The 20,640-nt window shown below is 40.7% G+C and carries 18 protein-coding genes, 3 tRNA genes and 1 pseudogene; 12 read left to right on the top strand and 10 right to left on the bottom strand.

Annotated features, from left to right (window positions below):
- Nucleotides 1-36: 36 nt before the first annotated feature.
- From DSM08_RS17025 to DSM08_RS16980, 10 genes are all read left to right on the top strand, one after another.
- Nucleotides 37-1,590 carry a Do family serine endopeptidase gene (locus DSM08_RS17025; RefSeq protein WP_149527263.1) on the top strand — a complete coding sequence of 518 codons (1,554 nt, stop codon included), beginning with the start codon at nt 37-39 and terminating at the stop codon, nt 1,588-1,590.
- Between the two features lie 199 nt (nt 1,591-1,789).
- Nucleotides 1,790-2,227: a low molecular weight protein-tyrosine-phosphatase gene (locus tag DSM08_RS17020; protein WP_149527262.1), complete on the top strand. Its 438-nt coding sequence runs from the start codon at nt 1,790-1,792 to the stop codon at nt 2,225-2,227.
- 18 nt (nt 2,228-2,245) lie between these two features.
- A complete protein-coding gene (locus DSM08_RS17015; RefSeq protein ID WP_149527261.1) occupies nt 2,246-2,593 on the top strand; it encodes a hypothetical protein in 348 nt (115 codons plus the stop codon).
- 1 nt (nt 2,594) lies between these two features.
- On the top strand, nt 2,595-3,353 hold the full coding sequence (locus DSM08_RS17010; RefSeq protein WP_149527260.1) for a peptidylprolyl isomerase: 759 nt from the start codon (nt 2,595-2,597) through the stop codon (nt 3,351-3,353).
- A gap of 1 nt (nt 3,354) precedes the next feature.
- Complete coding sequence (locus tag DSM08_RS17005) at nt 3,355-4,119, top strand: exodeoxyribonuclease III (RefSeq protein ID WP_149527259.1); 765 nt, start codon at nt 3,355-3,357, stop codon at nt 4,117-4,119.
- Nucleotides 4,120-4,295: 176 nt separating this feature from the next.
- The gene (gene proB / locus DSM08_RS17000) at nt 4,296-5,324 is read left to right on the top strand and encodes a glutamate 5-kinase (protein ID WP_149527258.1); all 1,029 of its coding nucleotides are present in this window, start codon (nt 4,296-4,298) and stop codon (nt 5,322-5,324) included.
- Nucleotides 5,321-6,583: a glutamate-5-semialdehyde dehydrogenase gene (locus DSM08_RS16995; RefSeq protein ID WP_149527257.1), complete on the top strand. Its 1,263-nt coding sequence runs from the start codon at nt 5,321-5,323 to the stop codon at nt 6,581-6,583. The genes proB and DSM08_RS16995 overlap by 4 nt, the downstream gene beginning before the upstream one ends.
- 1 nt (nt 6,584) lies before the next feature.
- Entirely contained in the window at nt 6,585-6,974 is a 390-nt protein-coding gene (locus DSM08_RS16990; RefSeq protein WP_149527256.1) for a hypothetical protein, read from the top strand.
- A gap of 429 nt (nt 6,975-7,403) precedes the next feature.
- Complete coding sequence (locus DSM08_RS16985) at nt 7,404-10,586, top strand: SusC/RagA family TonB-linked outer membrane protein (RefSeq protein ID WP_149527255.1); 3,183 nt, start codon at nt 7,404-7,406, stop codon at nt 10,584-10,586.
- A gap of 18 nt (nt 10,587-10,604) precedes the next feature.
- The gene (locus DSM08_RS16980) at nt 10,605-12,104 is read left to right on the top strand and encodes a RagB/SusD family nutrient uptake outer membrane protein (RefSeq protein WP_149527254.1); all 1,500 of its coding nucleotides are present in this window, start codon (nt 10,605-10,607) and stop codon (nt 12,102-12,104) included.
- 71 nt (nt 12,105-12,175) lie between these two features.
- On the opposite strand, the gene DSM08_RS16975 is transcribed toward DSM08_RS16980, so the two are convergent.
- Nucleotides 12,176-13,315 carry an acyl-CoA dehydrogenase gene (locus DSM08_RS16975; protein ID WP_149527253.1) on the bottom strand — a complete coding sequence of 380 codons (1,140 nt, stop codon included), beginning with the start codon at nt 13,313-13,315 and terminating at the stop codon, nt 12,176-12,178.
- Nucleotides 13,316-13,561: 246 nt separating this feature from the next.
- Here DSM08_RS16975 and DSM08_RS16970 point away from each other — a divergent pair, with 246 nt between their 5' ends.
- Nucleotides 13,562-14,197, top strand: coding sequence for a peroxiredoxin (locus tag DSM08_RS16970; protein ID WP_149527252.1), 636 nt, complete (start codon nt 13,562-13,564; stop codon nt 14,195-14,197).
- A 181-nt stretch (nt 14,198-14,378) separates the two neighbouring features.
- Here the strand turns inward: DSM08_RS16970 and DSM08_RS16965 are convergent.
- The 5 genes and pseudogenes from DSM08_RS16965 to DSM08_RS16945 form a co-directional block, all read right to left on the bottom strand.
- Nucleotides 14,379-15,920 (bottom strand): annotated as a pseudogene (locus DSM08_RS16965) (IS1182 family transposase); the annotation flags it as partial.
- Nucleotides 15,921-16,010: 90 nt separating this feature from the next.
- Nucleotides 16,011-16,232, bottom strand: coding sequence for a hypothetical protein (locus DSM08_RS16960; RefSeq protein WP_149527251.1), 222 nt, complete (start codon nt 16,230-16,232; stop codon nt 16,011-16,013).
- 153 nt (nt 16,233-16,385) lie between these two features.
- A complete protein-coding gene (locus tag DSM08_RS16955) occupies nt 16,386-17,453 on the bottom strand; it encodes a S1 family peptidase (protein WP_149527250.1) in 1,068 nt (355 codons plus the stop codon).
- Between the two features lie 15 nt (nt 17,454-17,468).
- The gene (locus tag DSM08_RS16950; protein WP_246172329.1) at nt 17,469-18,047 is read right to left on the bottom strand and encodes an RNA polymerase sigma factor; all 579 of its coding nucleotides are present in this window, start codon (nt 18,045-18,047) and stop codon (nt 17,469-17,471) included.
- Between the two features lie 185 nt (nt 18,048-18,232).
- Nucleotides 18,233-18,592: a DUF4870 domain-containing protein gene (locus tag DSM08_RS16945; protein WP_223110834.1), complete on the bottom strand. Its 360-nt coding sequence runs from the start codon at nt 18,590-18,592 to the stop codon at nt 18,233-18,235.
- 148 nt (nt 18,593-18,740) lie between these two features.
- Between DSM08_RS16945 and DSM08_RS16940 the strand changes: the two genes are divergently transcribed.
- Nucleotides 18,741-18,968 carry a (4Fe-4S)-binding protein gene (locus tag DSM08_RS16940; RefSeq protein WP_149527249.1) on the top strand — a complete coding sequence of 76 codons (228 nt, stop codon included), beginning with the start codon at nt 18,741-18,743 and terminating at the stop codon, nt 18,966-18,968.
- 142 nt (nt 18,969-19,110) lie between these two features.
- Here the strand turns inward: DSM08_RS16940 and DSM08_RS16935 are convergent.
- The 4 genes from DSM08_RS16935 to prfA form a co-directional block, all read right to left on the bottom strand.
- A tRNA-Asp gene (locus tag DSM08_RS16935) sits at nt 19,111-19,184 on the bottom strand.
- Nucleotides 19,185-19,228: 44 nt separating this feature from the next.
- Nucleotides 19,229-19,305 (bottom strand) — tRNA-Asp (locus tag DSM08_RS16930).
- Between the two features lie 84 nt (nt 19,306-19,389).
- Nucleotides 19,390-19,463: transfer RNA gene (locus tag DSM08_RS16925), tRNA-Asp, on the bottom strand.
- Nucleotides 19,464-19,536: 73 nt separating this feature from the next.
- Nucleotides 19,537-20,610, bottom strand: a complete 1,074-nt coding sequence (gene prfA / locus DSM08_RS16920; RefSeq protein WP_149527248.1) for a peptide chain release factor 1 — start codon at nt 20,608-20,610, stop codon at nt 19,537-19,539.
- Nucleotides 20,611-20,640 lie beyond the last annotated feature (30 nt).

Genomic DNA, 20,640 nt, shown 5'->3' with positions numbered 1-20,640 from the left:
TACGAAACATGATTTTTTAGATTATTCAGTAAATATATGAAAAAGATAGGAGCAACATTATTAACGGCCATCGTTGGAGGAGCTATTGCGGTAGGAGGGTATAAGCTCTTTGAAAATAAACAGATGGACAACATGACGTTTGAAGAGCGTCAGAAAGTGTATTATGCAAATAATCCTGGAGAGGAGGCTTTAATGTCCTCGACGGGTAATCCGGACTTTACGCAGGCTGCGGCAGCAGTTACTCCAGGCGTTGTCCATATCAATGTCACGATGAGTGGTCGTGGTTCGCGTGGTGGAAGTGAAGGGATGCCTTTTGATTTGTTCGAAGAATTCTTTGGTGTGCCACAGCAACGTCGCGGACAGGCTCGTCCACAGACTGCCTCGGGTTCAGGTGTGATTATTTCCCCTGACGGATATATCGTAACGAATAACCACGTGGTAGAGGATGCCGATAAAATTGAAGTGGTATTGACCGATAAGAAAACTTACGAAGCAAAAGTAATTGGTCGCGATGCGAACTTTGACTTGGCTTTGATTAAAGTGAATGCGAATAATTTACCTATTGTTAAGTTAGGTAACTCGGATAATGTGCAGATTGGCGAGTGGGTGTTAGCAGTAGGCTATCCACTAGGATTGCAATCGACGGTAACTGCGGGTATTATTTCTGCGAAGGGACGTCAGATTGGTATTTTAGGCGAGTCGCAACAGCAACAACAACGTGGATATGGTTATGGCCCACAGGAGCAGGTAATCAATACAGCTGTAGAATCATTTTTGCAAACTGATGCGGTTATCAATAAAGGGAATAGCGGTGGTGCGTTAGTGAATGCTCGTGGTGAGTTAATTGGTATCAACTCGGCGATCGCATCTCCAACAGGTACTTATGCGGGTTATGGTTTTGCTATTCCAATTAACCTAGCGAAAAAGATCTTAGATGATTTCAAAGAATTCGGAAGTGTGAAGCGTGGATACGTTGGAGTGACATTCGCTGAGATCAACGATGCTTTACGTAAAGAAGTTGGTATTACCGATGTGAATGGTCTATATGTTCGTGATGTCGTGAAAGGTGGAGCAGCAGAAGCAGCGGGCATTAAACCAGGTGATGTATTGACGAAGATTGAAGGCAGAACGATTTACGGATCTCCTGATTTGCAAGAGCACGTAGCGAGATTGCGCCCTGGTGATAAGGTGAAGTTGACATACAAACGCGACGGTAAAGAGAAAGATGTAACGATTACTTTGAAAGGTGAGGAAACGAAAGCGAAGTCAGAGAATGGCGATGAGACCAGCGCGTCAGCAACGGAGATCTTCAATAAGTTAGGGGCTAGTTTTGTACCTGCAACCGATGCACGCAAGAAAGAATTAGGCATTAGCTCAGGAGTGGTGGTATCACAAGTTCACAGAGGCGGTGTTTTTGATTACTTCGGTGTAGAAAGAGGATTGGTCATTACGAAAATCAATGGTAAGCCAGTAAACTCGGTTGATGAAGTGGAATCAGCTTTGTCGGGTACTAAGAGAAACATTGTACGTGTAACGGGTGTTCCGGAAAGAGGAAGCACTGTTGAATTCAACGTACCATTAAAATATTAAGAATAACATAGTACATTGTTTAATAGAAAGGGATGGTTTTTTGAGAAAACCATCCCTTTTTTTGATGAATGTGTCTGTTTTCAGAGGCCATAAAGACCTATTATTTTAGTCTTAACTGGCTAGAAACATAAAAGTTTTTACAATGCTTTGATGGCTTCAGACCTCGTTGAATGCGTCAAATAATGTTATATTTGGAACCATGAAAATATTGATGGTGTGTTTAGGGAATATATGTCGTTCGCCATTGGCGCATGGCATCATGGCGCATATGGTTCGTGAGGCGGGTTTGGATTGGGAAATTGACTCGGCGGGTACCGGCGATTGGCATGTAGGACACGCGCCAGACCATAGATCAATAGCAGTAGCGAAGACCAACGGCATAGATATATCGGCACAAAGAGCTCAATTCTTTGTGCCTGACCTGTTTGAAAAATATGATCGCATCTTTGTGATGGATCGTAATAATTATAAGGATGTTTTAGCCTTATCTACTTCGGAAGAACATAGCGGAAAAGTAAGCTTGTTTTTAGATGATGATATTGTTCCGGATCCCTACTATGATTCAGATCAGTTTGAACCGGTATTTCGTATGATCGAGGCGCGCTGTAAGATATTGATCGACGAATTGAATCGATAAATATTAAAAAGAGAAATCATGCAAGCAGCAGAGATAAATAAGAAGTGGTCGCATTTGCAAGAGGTAATCGCGCGCACATTTGACACAGATATTCCTGACATCAAGGTGATGTTGTTTTTGATCGGGGTTCAAGAGTTGGGAAAAGGAGCGAAAGAATTTTCGAAGCGTGAGAAGGAAGAGCTGATGCATATCGCAACTTGTCGGCTGTTCAGCAGTCTGGGGTTTTATGAACTCTCGGGATTAGATGAGCAGGGCTGGCCACACTGGAAATTGATAAACCCTATTCCAAATTATACTTTGATGGAACAGGAAATGATTATCAAATCCTTGATAATCGATTATTTTGAAGACGTAAATGTAATTTAATATGAAAAGACTTAGTTTAATGTTTGCTTTTATGCTGGCATTCGTGATGTTGCATGCGCAAACTCCTAAGCATTATTATGTAAAAATATCGACTCCAAGGGGGGAAAGCACTTTGAAGCTTTATAATGAAACGAGAAAGCACAGGGACAATTTTGTGAAGTTGGTGAAAGAGGGCTATTATGATTCATTAATGTTCCACCGTGTCATTCATAATTTCATGATTCAAGGTGGAGATCCTGATTCTCGTTATGCTGCAAGCAGACAGGAGTTGGGGAATGGTGGACCAAGCTATCGTATTCCTGCGGAAATCAATCCTGCTATCATTCATAAGAAAGGCGCAATTGGCGCAGCACGCGACAATAATCCGGCAAAGGAATCTTCAGGCTCGCAATTTTACCTTGTACAAGGTCGAGTTTTTAGTCAGGCGGCATTAGATTCATTGGAACAATTTCGTTTGAAAGGGGTGAAGTTGAGTCCGCTTCAACGGGAGACTTATTCAACCATCGGAGGTACGCCTCACTTGGATGGAAACTATACGGTATTTGGCGAGTTGGTTAAAGGTCTGGAGATGGTCGATGCTGTTGCTGCGGTGAAAACTGACGACAATGATCGCCCATATAACGACGAACGCTTTAGCATGCGTCTTTTAACAAGAGCAGAAGCTAGAGATCTGGAGCGTGAGCTACAAGGGCTTGGTCCGAAAAAGGGACTTTCGAAGTTGTTTGATTCCATGAAGTCGAGAGAATATAAATTACCATAAGATGAAAATCATCACCTATAACGTTAATGGAATCCGTGCTGCTTTAAAAAAGGGATGGATTGATTGGTTAAAGATTGCTAACCCGGATGTTATTTGCTTGCAGGAAATCAAGGCGAATCTGGAACAGGTGCCGGAAATTCTGCTTATCGAAGATTTAGGCTATGAGCATTATTGGTATCCGGCGCAGAAGAAGGGTTATAGCGGAACGGCGATTTTTACCAAGAAGACGCCTAAACATGTTGAATATGGTTGCGGTTTTGAGGATTATGATTTCGAAGGTAGAGCCATTCGATTAGATTTTGATGAAGCTTCGGTCATGAGCGTGTATTTCCCTTCAGGTACGACAGGGGATATCCGGCAGGACTTTAAATATAAGTTCCTCGACGATTTTCAAAATTATAGCAATGAGCTATTGAAAGAAAAAGAGAAGCTTGTTATTTGTGGTGATTACAATATCTGTCACCGTCCGATCGATATTCATAATCCGAAGTCGAATGCAAACAGTTCTGGATTTCTACCTGCTGAGCGCGAGTGGATGGAGCAGTTTATCAACTCGGGTTATGTCGATTCGTTCAGACATCTAAATGCAAATCCACATCATTATACTTGGTGGAGCTATAGAGCCGGCGCGCGTGCAAAGAACTTAGGCTGGCGCATCGACTATAATATGGTGTCCAATGCCTTGAAAGATAATATTAAGGGAGCAAAAATATGGACGGATGCTGTGCATTCGGATCATTGTCCAGTAGAATTAATCCTTGATTAATCGTTCCCCGGAGCTTTTTTACGAGCGAGTTACCCCATAAGGTAACTCGCTCTCTTTTTCCGTTATGGCTAGCTAGATATTTGTTTTTACACTGTTTTGTTTAAAATATTATAAGTAGATTTGAGTTTTGTTGATAAAATCTAACCTATTTTAGCTATTTATTATTATTGTTTGAAATGAAAAAGCCGGTACTTGTTGTAAAGTTTGGTTCTGCGTCAATTACCAGTAATGGTGAAATTGATGAGCAGATTGTATTGGAAATCGCTAGACAATGTGCCCAGCTGCAACCCAAGTATAATATCGTTTTGGTTTCTTCGGGGGCCGTTGCGGCTGGAAAGCGCTTTATCCCCAAATACACAGGAACGTTAGCACAGCGGAAGGCTGCCGCAGCAATCGGCAACCCCTTGTTGGTAAGAACATACGGCACCTATTTCAGACCCTTTAAGATCGCTTTAGCGCAAAGTTTATGCGAGCGACAGCACTTTGCTAATAGGAGTCAGTTTCTTCAATTAAAGAGCACATATGAGACGCTATGGAAGAATAACATCATCCCAATAGCCAATGAGAATGACGTGGTCAGCAATAAGGAGCTCAAGTTTTCAGATAATGATGAATTAGCCACCTTGATCGCTGTTGGTTTTGGTGCGGAGCAGGTACTGTTTGGGACTTCGGTGCCGGGAGTGCTCGATGATAAAGGGAATGTGATTCCAGAAATTAAGGTTATCGATAAAGAAGCCTTATCGCTGGCGCGCAAAGAGAAGTCGTCGGTAGGATTGGGCGGGATGACCTCCAAGTTGAACTTCGCACGCCTAGCAAATCAATTGGGTATAAAGGCGGTCATCTTCAGCATGCAAACTGAAAATGCCATTCTTAAAGCGGTAAAAGGTGAAACAGGGACAGTGTGTCATCCTCAAAAAACGCGGGTTTCTTCCAGGAATAAATGGTTGGCGAGTGGAAGCTTAATTGCAGGTATGGTGCAGGTAGATAAGGGGGCAATTGAAGCGCTGCTGAACAGAAAAAGTTTGCTGGCAGTAGGTATTAAGCAGGTTGTTCAGGATTTTGAAGTTGGTGAAGTCTTTCAGATTGCTGACGAAGAAGGTGTGGTTCAGGCTGTTGCAAAATCGAAAATAGACTCGGTTAGTTTAAAATCGGGGAGTAAAAAGAACATGGAGATCGCGCATGCGAATGATATAGTACTGTTATGATCGAAGACAAAAAAGGGACAATTCTGCCGCAGCTTCAGGCTGCCAGGAAAGCGAAGCAAGTCATGTTGAAACTTGGTTTAGAACAGAAAAAGACTGTTTTAGCTGGAATTGCGGAAGCGCTAAGGAGCCATGTAGGTGAGATTATCACTGAGAACAGGCGCGACTTGGAACGAATGAATCCTTTGGACTCGAAGTATGATCGCTTATTACTGGATGAATCTAGAATTGAGAGCTTAGCGAAGAGCGTTCTTGATGTTTCAAAATTAGCGGATCCAACCGGTCAAGTACTTAGCTCGCGAGAAGTGGCTAATGGTTTAAGGATTGAAAAGAAGTCAGTTCCTTTGGGTGTGGTGGGGGTCATATATGAGTCAAGGCCAAATGTGACGATCGATGTGGCTAGTTTATGTATTCAATCTGGAAATGTCTGTTTGTTGCGTGGCGGGTCTGATGCTTGGCACACGAATTCATTTTTAGTGCGTTTGATACAGGATGTATTGATTCAGCAACACTTGGATGAGCATATTGTACAGCTTTTACCGACCGATCGTGAGTTGGTGACCGAACTGTTAGAGGCTACGGCATTTGTTGATATCATTATCCCAAGAGGGTCACAGTCCTTAATTGATTTCGTAAGACAAAATGCAAAAGTGCCAGTCATTGAGACTGGCGCTGGTGTTTGCCATACTTTTGTGGATGATTCTGCTGACCTCGGCATGGCGGCAAAGATTGTTGCAAATGCTAAGATTTCCAGACCGTCTGTGTGTAATTCGTTGGATACCGTTTTAGTACATAGAACAGTTGTTTCGGAATTTTTAGCGAAGTTGTTTCCTTATTTTGTTGAAAGCAAGGTCACGGTTTTTGCGGATTCTGAAAGCCACGCAATATTGAAATCTTTAGATTTTCCTCATTTGGAGAATGCGCAGGAATCTGACTACGGAAGGGAGTTCTTGGATTTAATGTGTTCAGTCAAAGTAGTTGCGAGCCTTGAGGAGGCATTGGAGCATATCGCAAATTATTCATCCAAACATTCGGAATGTATCGTATCGGAAAATCAACAAAATATTACGACATTTATGGAGTCGGTGGATGCGGCAGCAGTTTATGCCAATGCCTCTACCCGTTTTACCGATGGCGCTGAATTTGGATTAGGCGCAGAGATTGGAATTTCGACCCAAAAACTGCATGCAAGAGGCCCATTCGCGTTGGAAAAATTAGTTACGGAGAAATGGTTCGTGACTGGACAAGGACAAATAAGATAATATGGGTATTCGATACGAAAAAGACACGATTCTGAACTGGATTAACGAAATGGGCAAGTTTTTACGCCTGATCGTTGAGAAATATGATGCTTTTGAAAAAGTTGATGAACAGCAGTTGGATCAAGATGGATATGTTTCTTTTTTCGGAAAGCCCAGACAATATTTTTCCGACCTATCGGATGATGGCCTTAAAGACTTTGTCTCTACCCTCCAAGTGGAGCAAATCAGACCATTAGCCCAACTAATGATGTATGATGGCCTTTTGATGAAAGATAAAAGCTTGCTTCAAAAAGCTAAATTCCTTTTCAATCATCATATGCAAGTGAGCGGCTCATTCTCTTTTGAGGATTATGCTTACCTAGACAAGATCGAGAAGGGCCTGATAGCGTAAAAATTTATTCCCGCTCTTAATTTCAAAAAAAGCACCAAGTTCTCTTTGATTAACCAGCATTTTTTTTCTTGATAACCGCTAATGTTTTGCGATTTGCATGAACGTAGAGAAATATTTACACGGGAGCTTTCTTTTGAGCATTATTTTATCATCCTCATATCATGCAAACGGTTGCATGTTACAATTTAAATTTCTTTTGTGTATAAATTTTGTGAGCAATAAGAGTTATTTGATTTGTACAGTTAATTAATTATATTTTTATTTTGTAAAACGGGCTAAATGTTTAAATTTTCATAGAAGAAATGTTAATGTTTTAAGTTTTTTATAAAATTTAATTATGTTTGGCGGCTGATTATTCCTAGAAGGAGTTATTGAGTACTCGATAACTTTTGAATTGAGGCAATTATTACAAACAACAAACAACTTTTTATGAAACACAAATTACTTAGCTTTCTTCTGCTATGTCTACTAACGATTGGGGTGGCATCTGCGCAGAATCATCAAGTGAGCGGAAAAGTAACATCTGTAACAGACGGTAGCCCGATCAGCGGGGTATCAGTTCGCCTGGTTGATGGCACAATTTCCACTCAAACCGATCAAAACGGGAATTACTCCCTTTTAAACTTACCTTCAAATGGATCACTTTCTTTCACATTCATTGGCTACTCAAGCCAGGTGAGATCTATTGCTGGGAATACAACTATCAACGTTCAATTGACTGCGGATAGTGAAACTTTAGATGAAGTTGTTGTCGTTGCATACGGAACGGCTAAAAAATCTGAGGTGACAGGTTCAATGGCGACAATGAGTGCAGAGGACCTTGATAAACGTGTGGTTACCAACGTAACGAACGCGTTAGCAGGTATGGCACCTGGTATTTCCGTTAGTTCAGGAAATGGTCAGCCGGGATCTGGTGCAAGCGTTCGCTTAAGAGGTATTGGATCGATGAGTGCATCTAGTGCGCCATTATACGTGGTAGACGGTGCGGTTTTCGATGGTAATATTGGGGATTTGAATTCAGATGATATCGAAAGTATTTCGGTATTAAAAGACGCTACATCGGCAGCATTATACGGTTCTCGCGCTGGTAATGGTGTAATTATCATCACAACGAAAAAAGGTCGCGGTGCAACGAGATTGAATGCTAGTATTTCTCAAGGTATCACACAACGAGGTATTCAAGAATACGAAACAGTGGGTACATTTGATTACTATCCAACAGCTTTTCAGGCAATCAAGAACTCTTTGATGTTTCCAACGGATCCAAAGAAAGCATTAACTGAAGATGCTGCTACACAATCTGCATTGAAATCTATCTTCAATAGCTTAAAGTACAATCCTTTCAATGTTGCGAATGATCAGATTTTAGGAGCTGATGGAAAGATGAATCCAAATGCTGGTTTAAAATATGATGATTTTAACTGGTATGACGCGATGCAACGCGTTGGAAAACGTACAGATGCGAATGTTAACATGGGCGGTAGTGATGAGAAAACGGATTATTATGTGTCATTGGGATACTTGAATGATGAAGGATATATCTTAAATTCTGATTTCGAGCGTTTTAATGGTCGTATTAATGTGAATTCTCAAATTAAAGATTGGTTAAAAGCTGGTGTGAACATCTCAGGTGCTACATCACAAGGATCTTTGGCTACTGATGCTTCAACTGGAAATAGTTCATCCTATGTTAACCCGTTCCTATTTATTCGTGGAATTGGCTCTATTTATCCTGTACACGCTTATGATGCATCTACTGGGGCTCCTGTCCTTGACCCTATTAGTGGAGAGCACCTTTATGATTACGGATTGCAACCAGGCGCCGTAGCAAGACCAAGTGGAGCAAGTCCAGGTAGACATGTAATTTACGAGACGATTTTAAACAATCGAGTAAACAAAAGAACGCTTCTTGGTGGTAGAGCTTACTTGGAAATCAAATTTTTAAAAGACTTTACTTTTACGCCTTCGGTGAGTATTGACCAGTCAAATAGAAACTTTGACTACACTTGGAATAATACGGTGGGTGATGGTGTTTCATACGCTGGTTTAGGAAATGCTACGAATGATGTAGTAAAATCATATACTTTCAACCAAGTATTACAATATAGAAAGTCGTTTAATCTGCACAATGTTTCAGCTTTATTTGGGCACGAGAATTACGATTATAAGCTTAGCTACCGATCATCTACAAAAACCGGTCAGATTGTTTCTGGTAATGCTGAGTTAGATAATTATGTAACTCCACTTTCCACTGGTGGATATACTAACGTAAATCGTTTGGAATCATACTTCGCCAAAGCGTCCTACAACTTTGACGAAAGGTACTATTTTGATGCTTCAGTGAGACGTGATGGCTCTTCAATCTTCTCGAAGGATAAGCGTTGGGGAACATTCTTCTCGATTGGTGGTGCTTGGGCATTAAACAAGGAAGCGTTTATGCAAGACGTTGAATGGGTTAATGACCTTCGTCTGAAAGCTTCTTATGGTCAAGTAGGAAATAATAGCTTGTTAGATGTGAATGGTAATAGAGTTTACTACGGATACCAAGCTTTATATAATTTGGGATATAACAATGGTTCCGCACCGGGTGTATTATTGAGTACTTTACCTAACCCTAACTTAACTTGGGAATCGTCAAATACGTTCAATGCCGGAGTTAACTTTAGCTTATTCTCTAGTAGAGTACGTGGTGAGTTTGAATTCTACAAACGTGGATCAGATCGTTTATTATTAGACCTTCCTCGTTCGCTTTCATCGGCTGTTCCTTCTCAGTTTGTCAACGTAGGAGCTATGTATAACACAGGTTTCGAACTTTCAGTATCAGCTGATGTTGTACGTAATGATGATTTCAGATGGACGATTACAAAGAACATCTCTACGTTCAAAAATAAGATTACAAAGATGCCTGTTGATAACCCTGTTATCACATCAGGTACGAAAAGACGTGAAGTGGGTAAGGACTATTACGCGTTTTGGTTGAGAGAATTCCGCGGTGTTGATGCTTCAGACGGTTCTTCATTATATACGCCTGCAGATAATGCACCGGCAGATAAAATCCGTACTGTGAATGGTGAAGAATTCGTAGTAGATCAGAGTGTTGCAAAATTCGTGTATGCGGGTTCAGCAATTCCTGATATGATCGGATCTATCCAAAACACTTTTGATTATAAAAACTTCACTTTATCCTTCTTGTTCAATTACCAAGTAGGTGGTAAGATTTATGATAGTCAATATGCTGGTTTAATGGGAACAGCGGCATTCGGTAAATCGTATCATATCGATGCGCTTGATGCTTGGACTACCACAAACCAAACTAGCAGTATCCCGAGATTAGACCAGTCAAACAGTGCTAACATCAATGCAGCATCTACGAGATGGTTGACAAGTGCTTCTTACTTTAGTATCCAAAACGTGAATCTTCAGTACCGCCTTCCAGCTAGCTTAGTAAACAAAATTGACTTGTCTTCAGCAAGAGTATTTTTCTCTGCAGAAAACTTAGGAATTTATTCTAAACGCTTAGGTCTAAACCCTACTGAAGGATTTGACGGAACAAACGGTACAACTTACCTGCCTACGCGCGTATTTAGCCTAGGTGTAAATGTTGGCTTTTAATCTTTAACGATTAGTAATATGAAAAAAAGAAATTTAACAATATATGGTACTGCATTGCTTCTGTTATTGAGCGGATGTAGTAAAGATTATCTAGAGACGACCCCAACGGATAAGGTATCTCAAGAGGTGGTGTTCAGCTCCGTTGCGAATGCGAATACAGCGTTGAACGGTATCTACAGGTTTATGTTCGAACGTACGAATGTAGTAGACTGGAATGTGCAGAATAAACCTGGTGTTGGCGGAATTATGCTAGGACTAGATTTTATGGGCGAAGATTTGGGAATTAGTGCTGCTAACTGGTATACTTCTACGGGGGAAGGAAACTGGGTTGGCGGAAGAACAGATAACCACAAGTTGACAGAATACTATTACCGTACTTTCTATAAGATTATTGGGGATGCTAATGGTATCTTAGATCAAGTTGATGGCTTGACAGGTTCTGATGAAGATAAAAACAAATTAAAGTCGCAGGCCTTGATCTTACGCGCTTATGCGTACTCTAATTTAGTACAGCTTTACGGAAAGCGTTATGATAAAAACACTGATAATAGTCAGTTAGGCGTTCCTCTAGTATTAAAATTCTCAGATAACGCACTTCCTCGCGCGACGGTGAAAGAGGTTTATGACGCGATTATTAAGGATTTAGATGATGTGTTTGCTCTAGATATAGCATCACGTTTGAATAAGTCGCAAGCTAATGTTCAGATTGCTTGGGGTATTCGCGCAAGAGTTGCTCTCACGATGCAGGATTACGCAAATGCGATCACCTACGCGAAGAAAGTAGTTGACTCTAAGACTTTCCCATTGATGAACCAAAACGACTATGTGAAAGGATTTAATGACGCAACTTTATCGGAGTTCATGTGGGCATCGATGCCTTCGACTGATCAAATGGATGCTTTTGGATCTTACTTCGCGCAGATAGCATACAATGCTAATACTTCTTTCATGCGCGCAAATCCAAAACGTATCAATTCAGCGCTATATGATAAGATTTCTGATACAGATGTACGTAAGAAAATGTGGGAACCTGCGCCTACTGCAGCGAACTTCCCTTTACCGCTTGCTTCATTTGTGCGTGAGCCTTATATGTCTAGAAAATTCTCTGTAAAAGCTGCCGGCGGTGCATTGGGAGATGTTCCATTGATGCGTACTTCTGAAATGTACTTAATCTTAGCAGAAGCTTATGCAAGTAGTAATCAGACTGCCTTGGCACAAGATATTCTATTCGAATACGCAAAGGTGAGAGATACTGAAGCTGTAAAATCTACGAATACAGGAAATGCATTACTGGAGGAAATTTGGGTGCACAGAAGAACAGAGCTTTGGGGTGAAGGATTTAGATATTATGATCTAAAAAGATTGAACAAAGGCTTAGATCGAACTGTAGTTCCAAACTATGTTCAATCCACAGTTGGTCTTAGCGCAATGGAAGTGCCTGCCGGAGATAATAGATGGCAGTTCTTAATTCCACTTGCGGAAATAAATGCTAACAAAGAAATCATTCAGAATGATTAAGCAATAGTTTAAAGTAAATAAAAAAGCGGTCTCGAATTTGAGACCGCTTTTATTTTGTATCAATGTTTGGCTTAATCTTTCAATATCTCTCTTGCAATTACCAATCGTTGGATTTCAGAAGTACCCTCATATATTTGGGTAATCTTTGCGTCGCGCATCAAGCGTTCGACGTGATATTCTTTGACATAGCCATATCCGCCGTGAATCTGTACGGCTTCCACCGTATGTTGCATTGCGACCTCGGAAGTCTTTAATTTCGCCATTGCTGCAATCTTCCCATAGGGCAATCCTTGGTCTTTAGTCCATGCCGCCTTATAGGTTAACAATCTTGCTCCCTCAATATCCACTTCCATATCCGCTAACTTGAACTGTATAGCTTGATGATTGTTGATCGGTTTACCGAATGTCTTCCTTTCCTTGGAATAGGCGAGCGCTAAGTCATATGCGCCTGAAGCAATACCAAGCGCTTGGGCAGCAATGCCGATGCGACCTCCGTCTAGGGTTTTCATCGCAAATTTAAACCCGAAACCATCTTCACCGATTCTATTTTTTTTAGGTATTCTCACGTCGGAGAACATCAGAGAGTGTGTGTCAGAACTACGGATACCGAGTTTATTCTCTTTAGGGCCTATTGTAAATCCCGGTGTGCCTTTTTCGACAATCAATACGTTGATTCCACGATGCCCCAATTCAGGATGCGTTTGAGCAATTACGAGGTAAATATCAGCATTTCCACCGTTCGTAATCCAGTTCTTTGTGCCGTTTAATAAGTAGTGGTCTCCCTTATCTTCAGCCGTTGTATGTTGCGAGGAAGCATCAGACCCCGCTTCCGGCTCAGACAATGCGAAAGCACCAAGCTTTTCTCCCTTAGCTAACGGGACCAAGTATTTCTGTTTCTGTTCTTCAGTGCCATATTCGTTGAGGCCGTATAGCACAAGGGAGTTATGTGCTGACATGATTACAGCAGCCGAGGCGTCAATCTTCGCTATCTCTTCAAGTGCCAATACATACGCTAAGGTATCCATTCCGGCACCGCCATATTGCTCAGGCACCATAATGCCCATGAAGCCAAGTTCACCCATCTTCTTAACAAAATCTGATGGAAACTTCGCATGTTCATCTCGTTCTATCACTCCCGGTTTTAATTCTTGAGCAAACTCTCGAGCTGCTTCTTGAATCATTCTATGTTCTTCTGATAATTCGAATTGCATGATATGTTTATATGGTATATATCAAATATAATTAAAAATACTATGCAAGCATAATAAATAAAGCAAAATATCTAGAGGTATTTCCGCTAATTTGCATTTATCAAAACCATTCAGCCTATTCTATGGTTTTTATTTTAGTTTGAATATCAGTGTAGTATCAGATTTTTATCGTACGAATTGGATTTTCTAATAAAATCTACTATATTGGTAGAGTATTTTTATTCGTTCATTATAAACAACAACAATATGAGTTTAAGACTAGGTGATTTAGCACCAAATTTTCAAGCAAAAACAACAGTAGGAGATATTGATTTCTACGAATATATCGATGGTTCATGGGCTGTTTTGTATTCCCATCCATCAGATTATACACCAGTTTGCACCACAGAGCTCGGAAGGACAGCTAAGTTAAAATCTGAATTCGATAAGAGAAATGTAAAGGTTTTAGCTTTAAGTGTAGACTCGGTAGAGGATCACCATGGCTGGATCAAGGATATCAACGATACGCAACAGACCGAAGTTAATTTCCCAATTATTGCTGATGAGGATAAACATATTGCGGAGCTTTACGATATGATTCATCCGAACGCATCAGCAACGGCTACTGTTCGTTCCGTGTTTGTTATTGGTCCTGACAAGAAGGTAAAATTGACACTAACATATCCAGCATCTACAGGCCGTAACTTCCAAGAAATCCTGAGGGTAATCGATTCATTGCAGTTAACTGATGAATACCAAGTGGCTACTCCAGCTGATTGGAACGATGGAGAGGATGTTATTGTCGTTCCGGCAATTAAAACGGAGGAGATTCCTGGAAAATTTCCAAAGGGCTATACCGAAATACGTCCGTATTTAAGAACGACACCTCAACCCAATAAGTAGGTCTTATAATATTATAAAGAAGAAGGTGTCTAAAAAGGCACCTTCTTCTGTTTTATAGCTTTTGCGATTTCATTACTGTTTTCATTTTTGAGTTTTAAGCAGTAAGTCGATATTTTATGGTTTTAACGCTCCTGACTCGAATTTTTATTGTATATAGTGTTTTATCGCTATAACCATTCCCAAAGAAGACATCGTTTGCCCACTTTTTCGCCCATTTTCTGAGGTTATGGGCAATGGCCATCAATCCGAACTCCACAGCGACTTTCTCCAGTCCTTTCATTGTGAACCGGGTAAACCTGTTGTTGCTTTTCATCTGACCGAAAACGGATTCCACTTCTATGGGGCGCTTGCTTCGATGGTACATTCCCTCTTCCGATACCAGCCTTTCCCGGGCTTTATCCTTGAGCTGATTGAGTCTATGGTTCACTTCAATGAGCCGATCGCCTTTAGCTTTATGACACCCACTGCGCATCGGGCAGCCTTCGCATCGCTGAGCCTGATAACAGCTGACCTGGGCTGTGTATCCGTTGGCACTAACTCTGGTTGCATGACCGATAAAGCTGAGCTTCTGTCCTGCGGGACATACATAATAGTCATCTTGCTGGTTGTAATACAGATTCTGTACCGAGAAAGGATCCTGTTTATGCTTGCGCTTCTGTTCCACATGAAAGTAATTGTACTTGACAAAGGCAGTTATGCCCTGTTTTTCCATCAATTCATAGTTCTGCTCGCTACCATAACCCGCGTCTGCTACAAGCTGTTCGCTTTGTTTTCCGTAATGGCACTCAAAGCCTTCCAAATGTTCCGGCAGGGTTGTGGTGTCGGCAGTTGTTTGATGGATGCTGTAATGGGTGATGAACTGATCTTCGGTGCTGATTTGGGCATTATAGGCTGGCTTAAGCTGGCCATTCTTCATGTGGTCCTCTTTCATCCGCATAAACACAGCATCGGTATCGGTCTTGCTATAACTATTGCGATCTCCCAGTACTTCCAGTTGCTCTTCATATTTCTCTAGTCGAGGTAAATAGTCCTCTTCAAGTTTCTTAAGTTGCTTATCAGTAGATTTATTGGCTCCTTTGAACTTGGCATTGATCGCTTCGATCTTTTCCTTCAACTGACTGCTATCGATGGCCTTGCTAACTTCTTGATTACCTAATGAAGATTGGTCTTGGGCGATCTGAGCCTCGATTTCCGAAAGAACCGAAGCAATGTTTGCTTCTAACTTTACCTTATTCTTCTCGACCGATTTCTTCCAAACGAACGTATAACGACCAGCGACAGACTCGATCTTGGTACCATCTACATATTGAACTTTCAAGCTAACATACTCCATATCATGTAGCATACGAACGATACTGGCAAACAGCTCTTGTATCTGTCCTTTAAGACGCTTTCCTCTGAAATAATTGATCGTACGATAATCAGGTGTACTGTTCCCTGAAAGCCACATGAAATGGATGTTCTCGTGAAGGGCCTGCTCGATTTTTCGGCAAGAATAGATATTGCTTAAATAGGCGTAGAACAGCACCTTAATGAGCATTCTAGGGTGAAAACTAGTGGTGCCTCCGCCTTTATACTGACGGATAATAGGTTCAAGATCCAACTGATCAACAACCTGACTCACCAAACGAACCGGATGATTCATTGGAATACGATCTAAAATATTCTCAGGAAATAGACTCGGACTATTGGATGGAAGCGCTTTGAATTGTATGTTTGCCATATTGTTTTTTTGGGTGCACCTTAAGATACAAAATCTTAAGGACAAAAAAACAGAAAAACCCCGCCATTTTTTAATGACGGGGTTCTTTCTTTAAGAGACCTTTTTAGACAGCCTCTTTTCATTATATGTCTTTTTCTTCTTTCTTCGATCTAGGAATGAAGTGATGGTTGCAATCAATAATACGATTACAATCTGTTTGAAGAATGTTAAGAAGTCAAATTCATCATGCACGTCAGCACTAAAATAGCCGAATGCCTGTATTGCTATAACAATGATTGAGAAGATGCCAAAGTAGGTCCAAAAGGTCCGCATATGCGTTTGTTTGTTCTTTAAATATACGTATCAAATCGAATAGTTCAATATGGAGGATGCTAAAAGTTCCTGGTGCGCATCCTGTTAACATTAGAACAAAGAAAAAGGTGCTACTTTTTGTAACACCTCATTTCATACAAGTCCAATTTATGACTAATATACTTTGACCATATAGATAAAATCTTGCAGCTTCTTGATCTGCTCGGTCCTCGGTAAATTTGATAGGCTATTTTTATTGCTTAGCACAATGTTTCCACGTAAAGACTCTTCCGGAATTCTATTCAATGTTTCTACTAATGCTTTTGTTTTGATCGCAAATGCAGCACCATCAATGCCCTTTTGCTTACCAGAAATAATACCGATGATATTACCAAATTTGTCAAGCACCGGGCCCCCACTGTTTCCTGGGTTTACAGGAACAGAGATTTGGTATGCGGTGGTATCTCCGCTATAACCAGTTTCCGAACTCAGATATCCTTCACCATATACGGCCTCATCTCTTGGATAACCAATGGTATAAATACCCTCTCCCAAATCTAAGTTCTGACGTTTAAACGTATAGGGTATATATGAAGGCTTCGTGAAAGTCGTATCTGAAATATGAAGGATAGCAATATCCTTTTCAGGATCCGTATGTATTATAGATGCTCTGAATGATTCTCCCTTATTATTTTGAAGGTGAATAGAGTCAGCACCATTAACAACGTGATAATTCGTAACAACATAGCCGTCCTTGGTCAGCATAAAGCCTGTTGCTCCGTACTGTAAAGCCGCTTGGTTGACTGTTTCCTTGTTGATATTGCGAATTGCATTATGATGCGCATTGACATTACGTTTCACATTGTTCACCTCTCTACGTAATGCGCTGTATTCCGAAGTTGTCTTTCTGATTGTCGAGAAATAACCCGTCAAATAAAGAGTCGCTAAGGAAGAAATAACCGCTACGACAGCCGCAGCAACTGCATTAATCTTTAATTTCTTCCACATGCGGTAAATCACAGCCTCTTTAGGCGCCTCAACCGCTTGCGCAGATAATTTATTTTTAAACTCAGCTCGTGCCGCTTGGCGTTTCATGGTATCAACGAAGTCCTGATGAGACTGGAAGACCTCATTCAACGCAGCGTCCTCATTAAGAAGCGCGTCAAATGCCATGCGCTCTTGCGCATTCATTTCACCGTTTAAATAACGATCAGCTTGTTCTATAAATTCTTGATGTCTCATTAAAATTTCACCCTTCTACTTTTGATCAAAGAATAGTTTCTTCAATCGTTGTAAGCATTTATACTTCTGATTTTTTGCATTATCAGCATTTGTGTAACCAAGTTTGTCACATATATACTGCATGGACTTGTTCTTGATGTAAAACTCTCTTAGAATCGTGCTACAGGGCTCTCCTAATGATTCTAATGCAGACTTCATCTTGTCAAATTTGGTTTCCAATTCTTTATGTTGCTGTAAATCCTCCTCAACATCCGGAATCTCGAAATTCTCATGATCCGTCATGCTGAACGAATTCCCTTTCTTGCTCAAACTCTTTAACCAGAGTCGTCTACAAATAGCGTATAAGAACGTGCTTAGTCTACTGCTTAATACAAAATCATCATGAGTAACTTTATCGTACAATACCATGACCCCTTCCTGAAAGATGTCCTGTGCCTCTTCTTCCGTCCCATTGTTGTTCACAATCAAATGGGAAATAGATGGGTAAAATGACTTGTAGATATACGATATCGCATCATTATCGCCATTTCGCATCCCCTCGACTATCTCAGCATCCTCCCGCGATTTTGGTAATATCTTTCTTATTTTACTCACTTATTAATACGCTAATTCTCAAATAGTAACCCAAGTAGATGAAATATTTTTTTCTTTATTCAATCTCTCAAACGTAATAGAAATTTCATGAAAAATCAATAAAATTTCACGTATACAAATGTATATATGAAAAAAAGGGGCTTTTGAAAATAAAAGTCCCTTATGCTTAATATTTTAGGAAAGTGTTAAATTCCAGCGAACATCGTATTATATTGCTCGCCAAGGATTGGAACCACTTTCTGTTTACCATTCGCTGCATTCATGATGCCGACAATCCACATAATGACGCCGACTATAACGCCTGCAATGGAAATAATCCAACCAACATAGGGAATGTAAGAAAGAATACTTACAGCGAAAAGCGTAATTACAATACCTAAGGACTGTCGAATGTGAAATCTCGCAAACTCATTTTTCTTCTCGTTATTTAAAACGAATGCAATGATTAGCCCGATCAAGGTTAGATAAGCAATGATAGCGATGTTTTTACCATCGTCAATGCTGTTTTGGGGCTGATTTTCCATTGGATTAAGCGGTGTTTCCATATGTTTAGGGTTATAAGTTTCTACTAAATTTAAGATAAATATTTGATAATGACAGCTATAATAGCTTAATATTTTAGCGATCTTTACCTTAATTAGGAAGCTAAACAAACCCGTTATTCATTTGTTGAAGTAGAAAGGCTGACAAACTATGGAAGAAAAAATTATTAAGTATCCGCATCCCAATGGGGAAATCACAGTACTTTGGAAACCGGAGCGATGCGAACATGCAGGAATCTGTGTGAAGATGCTGCCTCAAGTCTACAACCCTAAAGATCGTCCTTGGTTGAAACCGGAGAATGCAGGAACGGAAGACTTAATCAAGCAAATTAATCAATGTCCTTCGGGCGCTTTGTCTTTTATCGACAATCGCGTTTAGAAGTAACGGATAGAAAACAAAACTTTCATGGTCTCCTTTGAAACACCAACAGGGATGAAAGTTCTTGATGGCCTCTGAAAACAGATACTTTCAGAAAAAAAAAGGTGTTAAACATTACGTTTAACACCTTTTTTACTTTAAGCGGTCTGGACGGGACTCGAACCCGCGACCCCATGCGTGACAGGCATGTATTCTAACCAGCTGAACTACCAGACCTAACGTTTAAAAAGATTTAATGATCCAATCAAGATTGGATATTTTGGCGGTCTGGACGGGACTCGAACCCGCGACCCCATGCGTGACAGGCATGTATTCTAACCAGCTGAACTACCAGACCTTAAATCTTTTTAATTGTTGTTAAAGAACTTTGTCGAAGGTTGCCCTTCATTTGAAAAGAGTATCGCACTCTCCTTATTTTTAGCGGTCTGGACGGGACTCGAACCCGCGACCCCATGCGTGACAGGCATGTATTCTAACCAGCTGAACTACCAGACCATTGCCCTTCTTTTGAGAAGGTGTGCAAATATAGTGTTTATTTCTATATTCGCTAATAAAATTTTGAAAAATCTTACTCTACAGCGCCTTCTTTCATCTTTTCGGCATTCTCAGCAAACTGTAATGCATCGATAATATCCTGAATATCACCGTCCATAATGCTCGGAAGATTATACATCGTCAAACCGATACGGTGTTCTGTTACACGACCTTGTGGATAGTTGTAAGTTCTGATTTTCGCAGATCTGTCTCCGGTAGAAACCATCGTCTTACGCTTTGCAGCAACATCACCATGTTTTTTCTGAACTTCAAGTTCGTAAAGCTTATTACGTAACATCTCCATCGCCAACTCACGGTTCGCTAATTGCGAACGCTCTACTTGACAAACAACAACGATACCACTTGGTTTGTGGGTCAATTGCACTTTTGTCTCTACCTTATTGACGTTCTGACCACCAGCACCACCAGAACGCGATGTCTGCATCTCAATATCGCCCGGGTTAATCTCTACATCCACCTCTTCAGCTTCCGGTAGAACCGCTACTGATGCAGCAGAAGTATGAACGCGACCTTGAGTCTCGGTATCCGGAACACGTTGTACGCGGTGAACACCTGATTCATATTTAAGCTGACCATATACATCATCGCCGATTACCTTAAGAATAACCTCTTTATAACCGCCAGAAGTACCTTCAGTAACATCCATCACCTCGTTTCTCCAGCCTTTTGTCTCGAAATAACGAGTGTACATACGGTAAAGATCGCCCGCAAATAAAGCTGCCTCATCACCACCAGTACCACCACGGATCTCGATAATAGCATTCTTAGCATCCTCAGGATCTTTCGGGATCAACATTAAGCGGATTTCCTCCTCTTTTTCTTCCTTATCCGTCCAAAGAATATCTAACTCTTCTTTTGCCATCTCACGTAGCTCCTGATCTTTCTCATTCGCTAAAATATCTTTGTTCGTGTCGATGTTGCTAACAATATTTTTATAGATATGATATTGCTCTACGATTTTCGACAAGTCTTTATATTCCTTGTTTAGTTTCGCAAAACGCTTCATATCGCTGATGGTATCCGGATTGCTTAATTCAGCCTCAACCTCTTCCCATCTTTCTTTTATCGCTTGTAATTTCTCTAACATATCTGTGTAATTCGTTTCCCATAGTGCCCC

The organism is Sphingobacterium hotanense (genome assembly GCF_008274825.1).
GTDB lineage: Bacteria > Bacteroidota > Bacteroidia > Sphingobacteriales > Sphingobacteriaceae > Sphingobacterium > Sphingobacterium hotanense.
The sequence above is the reverse complement of the archived record's forward strand: the minus strand, read 5'-3'. Positions and strand labels throughout refer to the sequence as shown.